The following is a 16,482-nucleotide window of genomic DNA, read 5'->3' as shown; positions in this document are numbered from 1 at the left end:
ATGTATAAGATCCTGGAGAAGACGCAGTTCTCGGAGAAGGTGTTCAAGTTCCGCATCGAGGCGCCTGCAATCGCCAAGCATGCGCACGCTGGACAGTTCCTCATGGTCCGCGCCAACGAGACGGGCGAGCGTGTCCCGTTTACTCTGGCCGGCTGGAACGGTGACGAGGGCTGGGTCGAGTTCATCTTCATGGTGATCGGCAAGACCACCGAGATGCTTTCCACCTACGAGGCCGGCGAGTCGCTGCGCGACGTCGTGGGCCCGCTGGGCGTTCCCACCGAGATGGCCGAGGGCCCCTGCGCCGTCATTGGCGGCGGCGTCGGCCTGGCAATTGCCTTCCCGGTCGCCAAGCACCTGGTCGAGACCGGCCACGAGGTGCACGCCATCATGGGCGCTCGCACCAAGGACCTCCTGCTCATGGAGGACCAGTTCCGCGAGCTCCTCGACGAGGACCACATCCACATCACCACCGACGACGGTTCCTACGGCGAGCAGGGCGTTGTCACCGCTCCGCTGGAGCGCCTGCTGCAGGACAAGGCCGTGAGCCAGGTCTTCTGCGTTGGCCCCGTTCCGATGATGAAGTTCTCGACCCTCACCGCCCAGAAGTACGACACCCCCATCACCGCGTCGCTCAACCCCATCATGGTTGACGGCACCGGTATGTGCGGCTGCTGCCGCGTCGAGGTGGGCGGCGTGACCAAGTTTGCTTGCGTCGACGGCCCCGACTTCGATGCCACCCTGGTCGACTGGGATGACCTTCGTGCCCGCCAGGCCGCTTACCGTTCCGAAGAGGGCGAGTCCCTCAAGGCCTATGAGGAAAAGAGCTGCGCATGCCACTAGTTAACGGTCGTTTCGTTGCCGATATGAAGTCGCCCCGCACCCCCGATAACGAGGAGCCGGCTGCCGAGCGCGCCTGCGACTTCCGCCCCGTCGACAAGGGCTTCACCGAGGAGATGGCGCTGGCCGAGGCCGAGCGCTGCCTCAACTGCAAGAAGCCGTTCTGCGTCGAGGGCTGCCCCGTCAACATCAACATTCCCCGCTTTATCGAGCAAATCCGCGAGAAGGACTTTGGCGGCGCCCTCGATACCATCCGCGAGGACTCCATGCTTCCCGCCATCTGCGGCCGCGTCTGCCCGCAGGAGAACCAGTGTGAGGGCAAGTGCATCCGTGGTAAGAAGTCCGAGCCCGTGGCCATCGGCCAGCTCGAGCGCTTCCTGGGTGACCGCCCCGAGCTCGCCTCCACGCCCAAGATGGCTCCCAAGAACGGCAAGAAGGTCGCCGTCGTCGGCTCCGGCCCGTCCGGCATCACCTGCGCCGGCGAGCTCGCCCGCAACGGCTTTGACGTTACCGTCTTTGAGGCCTTCTTCACCGGCGGCGGTGTGCTGGTCTACGGCATCCCCGAGTTCCGTCTGCCCAAGGCAGTCGTCAAGCGCGAGATTGACGGCCTTGAGGACATGGGCGTCAAGTTTGAGTACAACTCCGTCGTGGGCAACATGGCCACGGCCGAGGAGCTGTTCGAGCAGGGCTTCGACGCCATCTACGTGGCGACCGGCGCTGGCCTGCCCAAGTTCCTCAACGTCCCCGGCGAGAACCTGCCCAACGTCTTCTTCGCTAACGAGTACCTCACCCGCGTGAACCTGATGAAGGCCAACAAGTTCCCCGAGTACGACACCCCCACCAAGCACGGCAAGAACGTCGTCGTCTTTGGCGGCGGCAACGTGGCTATGGACGCCGTCCGTACCGCCAAGCGCCTGGGCGCCGAGCACGCCATCATCGCCTACCGTCGTACCGAGGACGAGATGCCCTGCCGCCGCGCCGAGCTGCACCATGCCAAGGCCGAAGGCGTCGAGGTTCTGCCGCTCGTCTCCCCGCTCGAGTTTGTCGCTGGCGAGGACGGCTCCGTGTGCGCCGTCAAGGTCCAGAAGATGGAGCTCGGCGAGCCTGACGAGTCCGGCCGTCGTCGCCCGGTGCCCATCGAGGGCGCCATCGAGGAGATTCCCTGCGACGTCGCGATCTCGGCTATCGGCACCAACGCCAACCCCTTCGCTGCCAAGATCGGCGGCAAGATGGAGCTCAACAAGTGGGGCTACATCGTTGCCGATGAGGAGACCGGCCAGACCACCGACCCCCGCATCTGGGCCGGCGGCGACATCGTCACCGGTGCCGCTACGGTCATTCTGGCGATGGGCGCCGGCAAGAAGGCCGCCGCTTCGATCACCAAGAGCCTGCTGGGTGAGTAATCGCCTGCAGCGCTAGCCACCAAACGGCAAAGTCCCCGTCGGGCACACGCCCGGCGGGGACTTTTTTCTATGCCAGCCGCCCGACCACCACAAAGGGGACAGTCGCCTTTGTGATGGTTTTTGATCGGTTAGCCTTCGAGCTGAGCCACCTTGTAGCGGTAGGCAGCGGCTATGACGTCTTTGCAGCCCTCGCGGCCCAGCTTGGCGCGGTTGACGACGATATCCTTGCCGCTCGTCATCTTCCACTTTCCGGCGCTGTAGCGCTTATAGAACGCCTCGCGTGCCTTCTGCTGCTGCTTGACCAGCTTGGCGCCCTTCTTTTTGTTGAGCCCACGCTTCTTGCGCACGATCTCGACGCGGTCCTCAAAGGGTGCGGTCACCAACACGGCAATGTGATTAGGGTTGTTACGCAGCAGGTAATCGGACAGGCGACCCTCGATAATGCAGCTCTCGGTCTCGCCCAGGTCCAAAATCACCTGACTTATCTTTTGGAACAACTTGTCCGAGTACGAACGCGCATCGTAGCGGTCGGGCAGAAACGCCATGTTCTCCACGGCCAGACGCTCGTCATAGGCGGCCATCTTATCGAGCGACTCACCCGCGCGCATCGACGCACGCACCAGCAGCTCGTTGTCGTACAGCGGAATTCCCAACTCGTTGGCAAGCATGCGGCCAATCTCGTGGCCCTCGGCGCCAAAGTCGCGCGCGATGGTAATGACCACAGGATTCTTCTTGTTCTCCAGATCGCTCATCGCGATTCCTTTCTCTATGTGACAAAGGGACAGTCCCTTTGTCACATTCATTTTGCCCCCACCTTCGTCCTGGTTTCCCAAGTGCGGCAGATTGCCCCGAAAGAGGAGCGCCGCGTACTAAATGTACGCAAGCGACGATTGAGGGGCAAGATGCCGTGCTTGGGGAAGCAGGACTATGCGGCCACAATGCGACGCTGATATGCCCTCACCAGCAGCGAGATACCAAAGTTGAGCACAAAGTACATCGCAAACACCAGGCCGTAGAGCATAAGCACCTGCGACAGGTCGATCGCGTGGGCCATCACGACGTTTGCCGTGTACATGAGCTCGGCCACGTTAATGCCCGAAAGATACGAGCTGTCCTTGATGACGGTCGTGCACTGGCTAAACAGCGCCGGAATGATCGTCTTAAACGTCTGCGGCAGAATGATATAGCGCATGGTGGCAAAGAAGCCGAAGCCCTGGCTCTGCGCCGCCTCAAACTGGCCGCGCGGAATCGAGTTGAGGCCGCCACGCACAATCTCGGCCATAACAGCGCTGGTAAACAGCGTAAAGGCGATGGTCGAAATCACAATGTCCAAACCCTGCACCGTAAAGTAGATAAACAGGATCCACAGCAAGTTTGGCGTGCAACGGAACAGCTCGATATAGGCGCTCACCAAAATACGGAATGGACGGGGCGCGTAGCTTTTAACGAGCGCCAGCACCGTGCCAAAGATGAGCGAGAAAAAGATCGACAGCGCCGAGATCTCGATCGTCTTAACAAAGCCGCCCCAAATGTAGAGCAGGTTGGTCGCGTTGAAGATTTCCATGCGCTAGGCCTCCTCTACGTTGTCGAGCCCCAGCTCGGCCAGGCTCATGCCGCGCGGGCGCTCCTTGGAGCGGCGCTCGAGCCATTGCACCAGCATGGCGAGCGGAAAGCAGATGATGAAATACATAAGGCAGCAGACGATGTATCCCTGCAGGTAACCGTACAGACTCACAAAGTTGTCGGAACGGTACATAAGGTCGCCGCCGGCCACAAGCGCCAGCACCGACGTGTTTTTGACCAGGTTGAGTGCCTGGTTACACAGCGGCGGCAGAATGATCTTGAACGTCTGGGGCAGCACGATGTAGCAGTATGCCTGCGCACGGGTGAAGCCCTGGCTCTGGGCCGCCTCCATCTGGCCACGCGGAACGGCCTCGATACCGGTACGGATGACCTCCGAAATGTAGGCAGCGTGATACAGGCCCACGCCCAAGAAGCCCAGCACAAACGGCGCGATACGCACCGGCTGGTCGGCACCGGTTATGGCCTGCAAAAACTGCGGACCGGCCATGTACATAAAGAGCACCTGCACGGGCAGCGGGGTGTTCTGGTAAAACTCCACGTACACGCGGCTTATGGCGCGCAGAACGCGAGAACGAGTGGTAGAGAACACGCCAAGCAGCGTGCCCAGCACCAGCGACAGCAGCAGGCCGGCAACGACCACCTGCATCGTCACGCCAAAGCCCTCCCAGAAGGGCCCCATGTTTTGGAATGTCGTCGACCAGCGGTCGGCGTCAAACAATCCTTCGAGCATTTGATTCCTTCCTTGGACGATGCGCCTATACAAGACCCCAGGTCTTAACCTCTTGGTCGAGCCAGCCGTCGGCCAGGCGATCGCATATCACCTGATCGACCACGGCCGAAAGATCACAGCCCTTCTTGGTCGCCACGCCGTAGCCCTGCTCGCCAAACTTGACCTCGGGTTGCAGCAGCTCGACGGTCTCGTTCATGTAACCGGCCAGCGTGGAGCGGTCCATGGCAAAGACGTCGATATTGCCGGCATCGAGCGAACTCTTGATGATGGGGTAGCCGCTAAAGGCCCTAAACTCGGGCTTGCAGCTAAAGCCGTTGTCCTTGATCATCTGCTCGATCAGGCCCTGCGTGGTGGCACCCTGGCTCACGCCAATGACCTTGCCGTCCAGGTCCTCAATCGAGGTAAAGCCCGAACGCTTCTTGACCATGAGTCCCACGTAGTCGGTGCGGTACGGCGTCGAGAAATCCCAACTCTTCTTGCGCTCGTCGGTGATGGTGTAGGTCGCCGCGACCACGTCGAGCTGGCCGTTATCGATCAGCGGGCCGCGCGTCTTGGGCGTTACGTCAGTAAACTCGACAAGCTCCTGGGCACGGGCCTCCTTGTAGCTCACGCCAAAGACGGCAGCGGCGATCTGGTAGCACAAATCGACCTCCATGCCCTCAAAGCGGCCCTTGGCGGTGTCGTAATAGCCGTAGCCAGGAACGTCCTTCTTAACGCCAGCATTCAGATGGCCACGCGACTTGATGGCCGCAAGCTTAGACCCCTTGTCGGAGCCCTCGCCGCCGGTGGAGTTGTCGCAACCGGTAAGCGCGGTCCCCGTCAGCGCGAGCATACCGGCGCCCGCCAGCTGCAAAAAGTGACGGCGTGACACGGCCGCCCTCGTCATATCCGTCATGTCCATCACCGCGCCTAGTGCAGAATCTTGGACAGAAACTCGCGGCAGCGCGGGTTCTCGGGGTTATCAAAGAAGTGCTCGGGTGTGCCCTCCTCTAGGATACGGCCATCCTCCATAAAGATGACGCGGTCGGCCACCTGGCGCGCAAAGCCCATCTCGTGCGTCACGCAGATCATGGTGATATCCTCCTGCGCGAGCTCAATCATAACGTCCAGGACTTCCTGGACCATCTCGGGATCGAGCGCCGAGGTCGGCTCGTCAAACAGGATGATGGGCTGCTTGGTGCACAGGGCACGGGCAATGGCGATGCGCTGCTGCTGACCGCCCGAGAGGTTCTGCGGGTACTCGCCGGCCTTATGCGCCATGCCGACGCGCTTGAGCGCGGCGATGGCGATCTCGGTCGCCTCCTCCTTGCTCTTCTTTTGCAGCTTGATGGGCGCGAGCGTCAGGTTGCCCAGCACCGTCATGTTGGGATATAGGTTGAACTGCTGAAACACCATGGAGCTGTACTTGCGAGCCATCTCCAGGTGATTCTTCTTGGTGAGCGGCGTACCGTCGATGATGACCTCGCCCGACGTGGGCTCCTCCAGATAATCGACGCAACGGATGAGCGTGGACTTGCCCGAGCCGGAAGGCCCGATCATTACGAGCTTCTCGCCGCGCTTGACGGTGAGGTTGATATCTTTGAGCACATGCAGGTCGCCAAAGTACTTGTTGAGATGCTTGATCTCGATCATGTCTGCCATGAATATCCCTTCCCTGCGCTTACACGAATTGCTCTATTTTACGGAAAGAACCACGTTTCCGCAGCCCACACTACATTCCCGTAAAGAACCCGCAACCTTCCACCTAGTCATTGAGCGCTCATTGGGGACAGGCTTAAATGAGTACCCAATGAGCGCCGTAATGGGGCAGCTAATTTTGAGCAAACGTCAGCGAAAACCCGTACACGCGAGCAAGGTGACGTGAAATGAAAGGGCGCAGACCTTATGGTCGCGCCCTTGAAATTGAACGTCAGATTGCCGCGTGTACGGGTTTGCAGCGTCGGGTCGTTGCGCGGTTTGGTAAAACCGCGCAACAAATTACGCAAGCTTTGCGCCGACGATCTTTGCCGCGGCCGGTTTATCGAAGTTGCCGCCGGTGGCCTTGCCGAGCGCCCCCATAACCTGGCCCATCTGCTTCTTGGACGTGGCGCCCAGCTCGGCGATGACCTGCTCAATCAGCGCCTCGAGCTCCTCGCCCGAAACCTGGGCGGGCAGCAGGCTCTCCAGAATCTTGACCTGCTCGGTTAGGTTGTCGGTACGATCTTGATCGGTACCGGCCTTGATGGACATCTCCAACGTCTCGCTTGTCTGCTTAATCAGACGCTTGATCATGCTGTTGACGTCTTCCTCGGTCACGTCGCGGCGCTCGTTGACCTCGATGTTCTTAACCTCGGCCTTGACCTGGCGAATGATAGACAGGCGAACCTTGTCCTTGGCCTTCATGGCGGCAATCATTTCCTGCTGCAGCTCTTCGTTGGTCATCTGCAAATCCTCCTCAATAACATGGGCGGCACTCGCACGAGCACCGCCCCTTGATTACTCAGTCGTCGACGAATCGTCGGTCGAGCTCTTGGTGACGCCCTTCAGGCTCACGTTATAGGGCACGTCCTTGGGCATGGGGTTGACGGTAATGTCGGCATCCTTCGTGTACTTCTCCAGCCACTCGTTGTATGCCGTGCCCGATGCCTGGGTCTTCACCACATTGGAAACGTACTTCTTAATAGCCTTGGGCACCTGATTGATGTCATCGACCTGGCCATCGACATGGAAGTAGTCGGTGCACTTGATGATGTGGTAGCCATACGTCGACTCGACCACGTCGCTCACATCGCCCTTGTTAAGGCCCTCGAGCGCCGTCTGGTAGCTGTCGACAAAGGTGGTGAGCTTATCCCAGCCCACGTCACCCTTCTTCTCCTTGGAACCGGTGTCGTCGGAATACTGCTTCACGGCATCCTCAAAGCTCAGCTCGCCGGAGTTGATCTTATCCAGGCACTCCTGCGCCTTGGCCTTGGCGGCGGCCTTGTCCTCGTCGGAAGCGTCGGAATCAACCTTGATCAGGATGTTCGACGAGCGGCGGGCATCGTTGTAGTTAGACAGGTTCTCGTTAATGTAATCGACAATCTCGCTGTCCTTGGGCTTGCTGGTGGGAGCTACGGCATCCTTAAGCTTCTGCTGCGCCAGGCTCTCCTTGAGCGAGTCCTTGTAGGTGTCCTCGGTATAGCCGTAGGTCTTAAGGGTCTCCTTAAAGGTCTTGGCGCCGCCCGCGCTCTTGCAGGCGTCCTTCCAAGCCTTCTCTACTTCCTCGTCCGAAACCGTCACGCCGTTCTCCTTCTGCGCCTGCTGGAGCAGAATCTGCTGCGTATAGGAATCGATGAGCTGTTTGCGGTACTTCTTGGGCGTCAGGTCGTTATTGACCAGGTACTGCGCCCAATCCTTGTCCTTGGTATAGCCGTAAGACGTGCGCATGCTCATGATCTGCTTGGTTACGGTGTCCTCGGTGAGATTGGTTCCGTTGATAGTAGCAGCCACACCGCCGGTCAGTTTGTAACCCGAGTTATTGTTCTCGGTCTGCGACATCAAACCGGAGCACGCCATGGCCGAGACGGAAAGCAGCATCGCCAGCACGCCGATAACCACCAGGACGATCTTGACGGTCTTAGACACGTACGTCTTGCGCTGCTTCTTGCGAGAGCTGGAGGCAGCGCGGGCCTGCTGCTCGGGCGTCGACGCGGCCTCGGAGTTCTTTTTCTTATTTGCCATAGTTGGCCTTTCGCATAACGAATCGAACAAACGTCATTGTGTCACAACGCAGCTCCGCGGCACACCTGGTGCATGGGAGACAGGTTAATCTGCACCATTTTGGTGCAAAGGGGACAGCTCCGGCAGCGAGGGACGTTCCTTTTCTGCCGGCAGTTAGGGACAGTCCCCAAATGCCGGCCCTAGAAGTGGCGGCGGATGGCGTCGACCATGCCCTGGGACGAGGTCTGGCCGAGCACGTCGGCTGCGGCGTCAGCATCCATAAAGATATTCATAAGCGCTTGCAGGGCCTCGACCTGGCCGCCCGGCTCGGCAATACCCAGATTGATGATGATCTGCGCCGGCACGGGGGCACCCATGCCCGCCATAGCATTGAACGTCACGGGCGCGGAGGGCTTAATCACCGCGATATAGGGCTTAGCCACAAACCCCGGATCGGTATGCGGAATGGCAATATTGGCCGCCGGCATGGCGAGGCCCGTGGGATAGATGTCCTCGCGCGTACGGACGGCATCGAGCCAACCGGATGCAATGTAGCCGCGCGGAGCAAGCTCGCCCTCGAGTCGCGCAAACACCTCATCCGGCGTCGCGCACTCCCAATCAAAAAACACCAGCTCAGGCGCGAATAGCATCTCGGCGTTATCCGCCATACCGTCCTCCAAAGTTGCATGAGGTTCACAATGCCCCATATGATAGCGAAACCAGACAGGCAAGGTTAGCCGAGGATCCCAATCATCTCGAGTGCGCGGGCAGGCGTCAAGCACACCTCGGGCATCGCCTCCAGCATGCGCCGGTCGCTCGTGACCACGTAGTCAACATCTGCCGTCTCGCCCGAAGCGATGATGAGGTTGTCTTCGAGATCCGGCATGCGCTTGCCAAGCATGCGCGCCATCTCGCACTCTGCCAACGAAAGCGGAGAGGCAGTTGCCACCTGCATCATGTGCTCGATGCAGGCCCATGACGCCGAGGTAAACGGCACGTTAATCCCATTCGCATTCCGCCGGGCCAGACGCCGAGGCAGGATATAGAACACATCCTTTGCCGTCGTGGGCGTGTACAGAAGGTCAATCTTTCCCGCCTCGGCCAGTTCAACTAATCTCTTCGCTTCGTCGAACGCCCCCTCTTGCAGGTAATAATCGAGCCAAACGTTCGTATCTACCAAGAGATGCTTTGCCTCGATCATCGACAATTCGCCTCAATATCGGCAATCATCGTGTCATACATATCATCTCGTACGGCATCCCAGTCTTCCGCAGATGATCCAACTGGCGCAAAATCCGAAGCATTTAGCCCCAGCGATGAAAAAGCTAGGCCACACCCCTGCTCAGCCAGGCTCTCCGCGCGGGGCGCCTCGCGCTTATCCGTCACCATAAATCCCGGCAACGCTTGATGCTCGACAAGATAGGCCCAAAGCGCACGAACGGCATCGCTCGGCCCCAATCCATTGCGTGTCAGGACCGCATCGCCACCAGCCTTGAGCATAGGATCGATTCGTGTGTTGAGCTGCACCGTTGCTGCACCCATAGCGGCTCCTCTCTACTTGCTAGCAGTATAGCAAACATAAAAGGCCACGCAAAAGGGCCCCGCCCACACACGGACGAGGCCCTATCGGATTTCTTGGAATGGGAATGGTGCCCGTCACGTTATCCAGAGCCCAAAATCAAAGAGGTATTAAGCTGATTGGGGCACATGTGATTCCATATGCCCCAATCAGCTTTTTGATAGTTTACGTCGCAAGGAAAACCAAGCGAATCCTTTTACGCACGATGCCGCGCCGCATCAATTGCCACCCTGCCGCTCTCCAACACATGGACGCGGCCGTCGGCGAGCATCTGCACGACTTCGGGATACAGCACGTGCTCGATCGCATGGATGTGCTCCTCGAGCGTGTCGACATCCCAACCTTCCTCAACAGCCAGCGCGCGCTGGGCGATGATGGGACCGTTGTCGTAGATCTCGTTGGCAAAATGCACAGTCACACCGGTCACCTTGACGCCGCGCGTAAAGGCATCGTCGATCGCATGCGCACCGGTAAAGCTCGGCAGCAGCGCCGGATGCAGATTGACAACGCGGTTGGGGAACGCCGCCAGCAGCGGCGTATGCACCATTCGCATGTAGCCAGCCATGACCACATACTCGCAGCCGCGCTCGAGAAGCTCGTGCGCAATAATCTCGTCGGCGGCGATAGGGTCGGCGTAGACATCCTTGGAGAGCGTCAGCGTCTGGATACCCGCACGCTCTGCACGCTGCAGGCCCTTGGCCGAAGGACGGCTCGACACCACGAGCTCGATCGAAGCATTGAGCTTGCCGGCGGCGATCAGGTCGACGAGCGCCTGTAGGTTGGTGCCCGAACCGCTGATGAGCACGCCGATCTTGAGCGGCTCGGTGGTATCGGTGCCGGTCGGACGGGTATAGGGCGCAAAACCCAGGCCCTCGGCGGCAGCCGTCTGCTCGTTAGCGCTCATCGGAGTACACGACCTTACCGGAGCCCTCGACGCATTCGCCCACGCGGAACGGCTTCTCGCCCAGCGCGACCAGGGCATCGGTTACCGCGGCCTCGTCTTCGGGAGCGACAATCAGGCACAGGCCGACGCCCATGTTGAAGGTCTTGCATGCCTCGTTGGGCGTAAGCTCGGCCTGGTGCGAAACATAGGTGATGACGGGCGGAACGTCCCAGCCCATCTCGGCGCCATTGCGGGTGACCACGGCGTCGACGTCGTCGGCCAACGCACGGTTAAGGTTCTCGGTGATGCCACCGCCGGTGATATGAGCGATGGCGTGCACCGGAGCGCCGCCGCGGAGCAGCTCAAGAATCGGCTTGACGTAGATGCGCGTGGGGGCCAGCAGAGCGTCTGCCAGTGATGCGCCGCCGAGCTCCTCGAGCGGACGGCTCAGCTCCTCGGCCTTAGCGGCGGCCTCGGGCGTACCCGGCTTGATGCCGTCAACGCCGATGACTTTACGCACGAGCGAGTAGCCGTTGGAGTGCACGCCGGTGGAGGGAAGGCCCAGAATCACGTCGCCGGGGCGGACGTTGGCGGGGTCGAGCATCTTGGGACGGTCGACGACACCCACGGTAAAGCCGGCGAGGTCGTAGTCGGCGGGAGCCATGACGCCCGGGTGCTCGGCCATCTCGCCGCCCACGAGCGCGCAGCCCGCGAGCTTGCAGCCGTCTGCCACGCCCTTGATGATCTTTGCCATGTGCTCGGCCTCGATGTGGCCGATGGCAACATAGTCCAAAAAGAAGAGCGGCTCGGCGCCCGAAGCCAAAATGTCGTTGACGCACATGGCGACCAGGTCCTGGCCCACCGTCTCGTGACGGTCCATGATCTGGGCGAGGACGAGCTTGGTGCCCACGCCGTCGGTACCGCTGATCAGGATCGGGTCTTCCATATCCTTAAGCGCGGCGGCCGAGAACAGGCCGCCAAAGCCACCGATGCCACCGATAACCTCGGGACGGTTGGTATCCTTAACCATTTGCTTAATAGCGTCGACGGCGCGGCCGCCCTCGGCGGTATCGACGCCGGCATCCTCATACGTCACATGCTTGCTGTCGCTCATCTGAGCCTTCCTCTCCCACTACCGTTTGACACACAGACGCCAAACAGTGCTCATAGTTGCGTTCATATCGGCGCACACCGCAGCGGTGCGCGCCGTCATATCAACAAAACAGCAGATAAAACCTGCCAAAATAAACCTGTCCCTAAATGGCAGGTTCTAGGCCTCGCCGTGCTTCTCTTCCCAGCTGCGGTCATCGTATTTCTCGACCACGGCGTTGTCGCCAAAGTGCAGCGGCTTATCCAGGTTGCGGGGCTTAAAGCCCTCCATAAACTTGTCGCGGCCAAAGCTCTCGGGAATCGCCACGGGATAACGGCCGGTAAAGCACGCATCGCAGTAGCCGCCCTTGGGCATGACCTTCAGCAGGCCCTCGACCGAAAGGAAGGCCAGCGAATCGGCGCCAATGTACTCGCAGATCTCATCGACCGTCTTGTTAGCGCTGATGAGCTGCGACTGCACGTCGGTATCGATGCCGTAGAAGCACGGCCAGATGACCTCGGGCGAGTTGATGCGGATGTGAATCTCCTTGGCGCCGGCGTTGCGCAGCATCTTGACGAGCTGCACCATGGTGGTGCCGCGAACGATGGAGTCGTCGATGACGACCAGGCGCTTGCCCTCGATATTGTCGCGCAGTGGATTGAGCTTCATGCGCACGCCCATGGCACGCAGCTCCTGCGTGGGCTCGATAAACGTACGGCCCACATAGCGATTCTTGATGAGGCCCTCGCCAAAGGGAATGCCGCTCTCGCGCGAATAACCCTCCGCAGGCGGCAGACCGGAGTCGGGCACGCCGATGACCAGGTCGGCATCGACGGGCTCCTCGTGTGCCAGCTGACGACCCATGTCGTAACGGCAGGCGTAGACGCTCTTGCCGTTCATGATGGAGTCGGGGCGGGCAAAGTAGACCTGCTCAAAGATGCAGTTAGCGGGCTCTTCGGCAGCGGGCACACCCTGCTCGGATACCAGGCCCTCGGCACTGATGCGCAAGATCTCGCCGGGACGGACATCACGGACATACTCGGCGCCCACGATATCGAGTGCACATGTCTCGGAGGCAACGACCCAGCCGCCAGCGCGCGTGACATGAGCGGCAGCGTCGACCGTCGCGGCGTCGTCTTGCGACGGTAGCTGCGAAACGGATGCGGCGTCGGCCTGGTCCAGGCCCTCGTCCACGAGCTTACCCAGCACCAGCGGACGAATGCCATGTGGGTCGCGGAAAGCGTAGAGTGCCTGCTCGTTGATGAGCGTCATGGCGTAGCCGCCGCGCACGAGCTCCATGGTCTTGCGAATGCCCTCGCGCAGGTGGCCCGTACGCTGGGTAAAGTAGCCAATGAGCTTGGTCGCGACCTCGGAATCCGAATTGGAGAGGAACGGCACGCCGAGCTCGATCAGCTGGCGGCGCAGCTCGTCAGTGTTAACCAGGGTGCCGTTGTGCGCAAGCGCGATGATGACGCTGTTGATGGTGGAAAGATGCGGCTGCGAGGCTTCCCAGCTCTTGGCGCCGGCGGTGCCATAGCGCACGTGGCCCACAGCCAACTGGCCGGAGAGCGTCGACAGGTCGGCGTTGGAGAACACGCGATCGAGCAGTCCCAGGTCTTTGCGAACCATAACCGTGCCGCCATCGCCCACGGCGATTCCCGCCGATTCCTGGCCGCGATGCTGCAGCGCACGCAGACCAAAGTACGTCAGTCGAGCCACGTCGCGATCGGGTGCCCACACACCAAAGATGCCGCATTCCTCATGCAGCTGGTCGGAGTCCGGATCATACGTCGACATGGTCGTCACCCGTCCCGTAGCACGCTCGGCCGCGCGGATGGTTTCTTGAGACATGGCATCCCCTCAGAGCCTCGTTATTTGGCGTTACCTGCCCTATTATACGCACGGCAAGACAAGCACTCCCGCGCATGAACAGCGGTTTTTAAAAGCCCACCGAGCTTATTATCCGTTTTGCGACCAAACATTTTATTGGGTAGTCCACTCTCAGGGGCAACGGCCTCGAAGACTTCCCGTGCGCCGTGTCTCGCCCGCGCTAGGGGCTACATTGTTGCAATTGGGACGTTCGTCCTGTCTTTTAGCTGGTCGTCGGCGTATCCTTGTAGGCTACTACAAGACGAGAAAGGTAGCGTATGGATCGAAATCAACTCGACCCCAGTGTCCCCAGCACCACGGAGGCCAAGAAGATCCCCCTTATCATCAAGGTCTACGCAGTCCTGTGCACCCTATCTGGCGTGGGCACGCTCCCGTCAGTCGCCGTCTTTATGTGGCGGGTCATCACCGCACTCATTAACGGCAACGTCGCCGCTAAGCTCGGTGATAACACCCTGGTCGCGGTTGGCCTTATCGTCGCCGGCATTATGCTCTCGGCGGCAAGCGCGATCATCTTGATCGTCTTTGGCCTGGACCTCATCAAGGACCAGCGGCGCAATGCCGCCCGCCTGTCTTACGTCCTCATCGCATTTACCGTCGTGGAGCTTTTAGTTGACGTGATGCTCCAGGGTATCGGACCCTTCCTGCTGCGCCCCGCCGTCCAGCTTGTCATCCTCATTGCGCTGTCGGCCACCGTCGACCCCACGCTACGCCAGGAGCGCGAACTGCAGCGCCGTCTGCAAGAGATGCTCGACCGCGATGCCGCCGCCGAGGGGATGCTCGGCCGCGACGAAACCGGCGAGGGCTACATCAAGCTCAACTACTTCAACCTGTTCTGGGTATTCTTCGTCTGCAGCGTGTTAGGTCTCATTCTCGAGGAAGTCTGGCATATGGTCGTCGTCGATCCCGGCGTCTATCAGGACCGTGCCGGTATGCTATTTGGCCCCTTTAGCCCCATCTACGGATTTGGCGCGGTGCTCATGACCATGGCGCTCAACCGCTTCTATAAAAAGAATCCTCTGATCATTTTCCTGGTAAGTGCCCTGATCGGCGGCGCTTTCGAGGTGTTTGTAGGCTGGTTTATGCAGACCTCATTTGGCGTGGTGTCGTGGAGTTATTCACACATTAGGCTATTCGGCATGCCCGATCCCATCGCGGTATTGACCGGGGGACGCACATGCACGCCGTTTGCCTGCATGTGGGGCCTGGGTGGCCTCATCTGGATCAAGGTCTTGCTGCCGCGCCTGCTTAAGCTCATCAATATGATTCCATGGAAACGCCGCTACTCTGCTACCGTCATCCTGACCGCCGTCATGTTGATCGACGGCGTCATGACGTTGCAATCGCTCGACTATTGGTATCAGCGCGTCAACGGAACCGTTCGAAATATTCCCGTCGCACAGTTCTATGACAAGCATTTCGATAACGAATATATGGAGAACCGTTTTCAGAGTATGACCATGAGCCCCAAGGACGCCACACGCGTGTAGCAAACGCCAGAGCAAAATAGCTCCAACACATCAAAGCCCGCTGGCAGATCTACATGAACTGCCGGCGGGCTTTCGCTATAGACAGACTCGGATTGCCGACGAGGCCTTACGCCTCGCGCTCGACCTCGCTCACGCACTCGTTCTTGATGGTGCCGACGAGCGACTGCAGCGCATCGACCACATGCGGGCGGATATCCCCTCCAATAAGTACAAGCATGATGTCATCGCCCACGGCAAGCTCACCGCTCGCCAGCCATACGCGCACATAGCCGATGCCGGGCATCGCACGCGTCGCTTCGATGGCAGACCGTACCTTGTCGGCGTCGTAGCCAAACACCATGCCGCTTACTTTATGACCCGGCGCCACGCCATCGGTCTTGACACCACGGGCCTCAGACTTGGGCGTTGCGCGCACCACGCCGTTATGCGTCAGGTACATACCGCACGCCGGTGCCGAGGCGTCGGCCTTGGCCTCGCGCAGCCAGACATCGACCGAAGGCATCATCTTGCCATTCTCAAGCATCATTTCCCCTTATTGTCGTCGAGTAGCCTTGGGGCGGAGTTCCTTATAGCTACCCTTCGATTACCAGCCAGATTCTCTGTCAAACAGAATGAGAGCGACTAAAAGATCCCCGTCCCAAATTAGCCACCCTCGGGCAATTTATTCTTCAACCGGCGTGAGCACCATCACGGCACGCGTGTCGCTAAAGGAAAGGGAGCGGCAGGTGATGAGCGTTACGGCCTTGGTTGCCGAAGACGCACGATCACTCGCATCATAGGCCTTCGCCGATGCTCCATCCAGCATTTCGGAAAGATAGTTCTTTAGACCGTCTTCGCCATCGAAGCTCGGTGTGCGCGCTTTGTTATACGTATCCTCGACAATCTTGGTCACGAGCGGCTTGAGTTTATACGTACCGTCGCGCGTAATGTAGTACACATACTCGATGCTATCGAACTTTGCCTGGTCGGTTGTGTCCGAAATAATGTTGAACATCGAGCCGTCGTTCATATGATGGCCATAGATCGTGGTCTGCTGGTCCACCATACCGGGGGCCGTATCGTCGCAGTCCAGGAAAATTGCACCGGAAGCGTTGGATGTACCGTCAAACAACGTGTTGAGGTACTTGGAGTTATTGTTGGCCTGAACCACCGGATAATTGATAGTAGTATCCGGAACGTAAATCCAGCCGACAATCTCGGGGTTCGTCTGCGCAAGGGCATCAAAATCAACGACGGGGATGCCGCTGCCATCCTTATCGCTCACATATTGTTTCTCGATCTTTGCATACGAGTCGCTTGCCTGTTTGTAGCCAATTTGCGC

18 protein-coding genes are annotated in these 16,482 nt (G+C 59.6%); 3 read left to right on the top strand and 15 right to left on the bottom strand.

Annotated features, from left to right (window positions below; translation table 11 throughout):
• Window positions 1-840: a sulfide/dihydroorotate dehydrogenase-like FAD/NAD-binding protein gene (locus tag ACTQX9_RS02085; RefSeq protein ID WP_006235793.1), complete on the top strand. Its 840-nt coding sequence runs from the start codon at window positions 1-3 to the stop codon at window positions 838-840.
• Entirely contained in the window at window positions 831-2,240 is a 1,410-nt protein-coding gene (gene gltA / locus ACTQX9_RS02080; RefSeq protein WP_117647774.1) for an NADPH-dependent glutamate synthase, read from the top strand. The genes ACTQX9_RS02085 and gltA overlap by 10 nt, the downstream gene beginning before the upstream one ends.
• A 128-nt stretch (window positions 2,241-2,368) precedes the next feature.
• On the opposite strand, the gene ACTQX9_RS02075 is transcribed toward gltA, so the two are convergent.
• From ACTQX9_RS02075 to purF, 13 genes are all read right to left on the bottom strand, one after another.
• Window positions 2,369-2,992 carry an AAA family ATPase gene (locus ACTQX9_RS02075; RefSeq protein ID WP_441540342.1) on the bottom strand — a complete coding sequence of 208 codons (624 nt, stop codon included), beginning with the start codon at window positions 2,990-2,992 and terminating at the stop codon, window positions 2,369-2,371.
• A 173-nt stretch (window positions 2,993-3,165) separates the two neighbouring features.
• Window positions 3,166-3,804: an amino acid ABC transporter permease gene (locus ACTQX9_RS02070; RefSeq protein ID WP_055285379.1), complete on the bottom strand. Its 639-nt coding sequence runs from the start codon at window positions 3,802-3,804 to the stop codon at window positions 3,166-3,168.
• Window positions 3,805-3,807: 3 nt separating this feature from the next.
• Window positions 3,808-4,554, bottom strand: coding sequence for an amino acid ABC transporter permease (locus ACTQX9_RS02065; protein WP_441033137.1), 747 nt, complete (start codon window positions 4,552-4,554; stop codon window positions 3,808-3,810).
• A 25-nt stretch (window positions 4,555-4,579) separates the two neighbouring features.
• Complete coding sequence (locus ACTQX9_RS02060; protein ID WP_441540341.1) at window positions 4,580-5,455, bottom strand: transporter substrate-binding domain-containing protein; 876 nt, start codon at window positions 5,453-5,455, stop codon at window positions 4,580-4,582.
• An 8-nt stretch (window positions 5,456-5,463) separates the two neighbouring features.
• On the bottom strand, window positions 5,464-6,195 hold the full coding sequence (locus tag ACTQX9_RS02055) for an amino acid ABC transporter ATP-binding protein (protein WP_055251548.1): 732 nt from the start codon (window positions 6,193-6,195) through the stop codon (window positions 5,464-5,466).
• Between the two features lie 336 nt (window positions 6,196-6,531).
• Complete coding sequence (locus tag ACTQX9_RS02050; protein WP_117862823.1) at window positions 6,532-6,975, bottom strand: GatB/YqeY domain-containing protein; 444 nt, start codon at window positions 6,973-6,975, stop codon at window positions 6,532-6,534.
• 54 nt (window positions 6,976-7,029) lie between these two features.
• On the bottom strand, window positions 7,030-8,253 hold the full coding sequence (locus ACTQX9_RS02045; protein WP_441540340.1) for a peptidylprolyl isomerase: 1,224 nt from the start codon (window positions 8,251-8,253) through the stop codon (window positions 7,030-7,032).
• 179 nt (window positions 8,254-8,432) lie between these two features.
• Window positions 8,433-8,900 (bottom strand): PTS sugar transporter subunit IIA, encoded by a 468-nt coding sequence (locus tag ACTQX9_RS02040; protein WP_427717974.1) that lies wholly within the window; start codon window positions 8,898-8,900, stop codon window positions 8,433-8,435.
• Window positions 8,901-8,965: 65 nt separating this feature from the next.
• Window positions 8,966-9,433, bottom strand: coding sequence for a PIN domain-containing protein (locus ACTQX9_RS02035; protein ID WP_441033127.1), 468 nt, complete (start codon window positions 9,431-9,433; stop codon window positions 8,966-8,968).
• Entirely contained in the window at window positions 9,430-9,774 is a 345-nt protein-coding gene (locus tag ACTQX9_RS02030; RefSeq protein WP_427747588.1) for a type II toxin-antitoxin system RelB/DinJ family antitoxin, read from the bottom strand. The genes ACTQX9_RS02035 and ACTQX9_RS02030 overlap by 4 nt, the downstream gene beginning before the upstream one ends.
• 233 nt (window positions 9,775-10,007) lie before the next feature.
• Window positions 10,008-10,715: a phosphoribosylglycinamide formyltransferase gene (gene purN / locus ACTQX9_RS02025; protein ID WP_441540339.1), complete on the bottom strand. Its 708-nt coding sequence runs from the start codon at window positions 10,713-10,715 to the stop codon at window positions 10,008-10,010.
• On the bottom strand, window positions 10,705-11,808 hold the full coding sequence (gene purM / locus ACTQX9_RS02020; RefSeq protein ID WP_441540338.1) for a phosphoribosylformylglycinamidine cyclo-ligase: 1,104 nt from the start codon (window positions 11,806-11,808) through the stop codon (window positions 10,705-10,707). The genes purN and purM overlap by 11 nt, the downstream gene beginning before the upstream one ends.
• Window positions 11,809-11,964: 156 nt before the next feature.
• A complete protein-coding gene (purF, locus tag ACTQX9_RS02015; protein ID WP_441540337.1) occupies window positions 11,965-13,635 on the bottom strand; it encodes an amidophosphoribosyltransferase in 1,671 nt (556 codons plus the stop codon).
• Between the two features lie 296 nt (window positions 13,636-13,931).
• Between purF and ACTQX9_RS02010 the strand changes: the two genes are divergently transcribed.
• Complete coding sequence (locus tag ACTQX9_RS02010) at window positions 13,932-15,161, top strand: putative ABC transporter permease (protein WP_441540336.1); 1,230 nt, start codon at window positions 13,932-13,934, stop codon at window positions 15,159-15,161.
• A gap of 106 nt (window positions 15,162-15,267) precedes the next feature.
• Here ACTQX9_RS02010 and ACTQX9_RS02005 read toward each other — a convergent pair whose 3' ends face one another.
• Both ACTQX9_RS02005 and ACTQX9_RS02000 read right to left on the bottom strand, forming a co-directional pair.
• On the bottom strand, window positions 15,268-15,687 hold the full coding sequence (locus ACTQX9_RS02005; protein WP_441054646.1) for a molybdenum cofactor biosynthesis protein MoaE: 420 nt from the start codon (window positions 15,685-15,687) through the stop codon (window positions 15,268-15,270).
• Between the two features lie 135 nt (window positions 15,688-15,822).
• Complete coding sequence (locus ACTQX9_RS02000) at window positions 15,823-16,425, bottom strand: class B sortase (RefSeq protein ID WP_441540335.1); 603 nt, start codon at window positions 16,423-16,425, stop codon at window positions 15,823-15,825.
• Window positions 16,426-16,482 lie beyond the last annotated feature (57 nt).

Source organism: Collinsella sp. LCP19S3_F2 (assembly GCF_052121015.1).
Taxonomy (GTDB): Bacteria; Actinomycetota; Coriobacteriia; order Coriobacteriales; family Coriobacteriaceae; genus Collinsella.
This window is presented reverse-complemented; position numbering and strand designations above follow the sequence as displayed.

Excerpts from the sequence above, each read along its gene's own strand:
- ACTQX9_RS02065 (WP_441033137.1), bottom strand. The coding sequence starts at position 4,554 with ATGCTCGAAGGATTGTTTGACGCCGACCGCTGGTCGACGACATTCCAA.
- ACTQX9_RS02010 (WP_441540336.1), top strand. The coding sequence starts at position 13,932 with ATGGATCGAAATCAACTCGACCCCAGTGTCCCCAGCACCACGGAGGCC.
- ACTQX9_RS02005 (WP_441054646.1), bottom strand. The coding sequence starts at position 15,687 with ATGATGCTTGAGAATGGCAAGATGATGCCTTCGGTCGATGTCTGGCTG.
- purN (WP_441540339.1), bottom strand. The coding sequence starts at position 10,715 with ATGAGCGCTAACGAGCAGACGGCTGCCGCCGAGGGCCTGGGTTTTGCG.
- ACTQX9_RS02075 (WP_441540342.1), bottom strand. The coding sequence starts at position 2,992 with ATGAGCGATCTGGAGAACAAGAAGAATCCTGTGGTCATTACCATCGCG.
- ACTQX9_RS02070 (WP_055285379.1), bottom strand. The coding sequence starts at position 3,804 with ATGGAAATCTTCAACGCGACCAACCTGCTCTACATTTGGGGCGGCTTT.
- ACTQX9_RS02040 (WP_427717974.1), bottom strand. The coding sequence starts at position 8,900 with ATGGCGGATAACGCCGAGATGCTATTCGCGCCTGAGCTGGTGTTTTTT.
- purM (WP_441540338.1), bottom strand. The coding sequence starts at position 11,808 with ATGAGCGACAGCAAGCATGTGACGTATGAGGATGCCGGCGTCGATACC.
- gltA (WP_117647774.1), top strand. The coding sequence starts at position 831 with ATGCCACTAGTTAACGGTCGTTTCGTTGCCGATATGAAGTCGCCCCGC.
- purF (WP_441540337.1), bottom strand. The coding sequence starts at position 13,635 with ATGTCTCAAGAAACCATCCGCGCGGCCGAGCGTGCTACGGGACGGGTG.
- ACTQX9_RS02045 (WP_441540340.1), bottom strand. The coding sequence starts at position 8,253 with ATGGCAAATAAGAAAAAGAACTCCGAGGCCGCGTCGACGCCCGAGCAG.
- ACTQX9_RS02030 (WP_427747588.1), bottom strand. The coding sequence starts at position 9,774 with ATGGGTGCAGCAACGGTGCAGCTCAACACACGAATCGATCCTATGCTC.
- ACTQX9_RS02035 (WP_441033127.1), bottom strand. The coding sequence starts at position 9,433 with ATGATCGAGGCAAAGCATCTCTTGGTAGATACGAACGTTTGGCTCGAT.
- ACTQX9_RS02060 (WP_441540341.1), bottom strand. The coding sequence starts at position 5,455 with ATGGACATGACGGATATGACGAGGGCGGCCGTGTCACGCCGTCACTTT.
- ACTQX9_RS02055 (WP_055251548.1), bottom strand. The coding sequence starts at position 6,195 with ATGGCAGACATGATCGAGATCAAGCATCTCAACAAGTACTTTGGCGAC.
- ACTQX9_RS02085 (WP_006235793.1), top strand. The coding sequence starts at position 1 with ATGTATAAGATCCTGGAGAAGACGCAGTTCTCGGAGAAGGTGTTCAAG.
- ACTQX9_RS02050 (WP_117862823.1), bottom strand. The coding sequence starts at position 6,975 with ATGACCAACGAAGAGCTGCAGCAGGAAATGATTGCCGCCATGAAGGCC.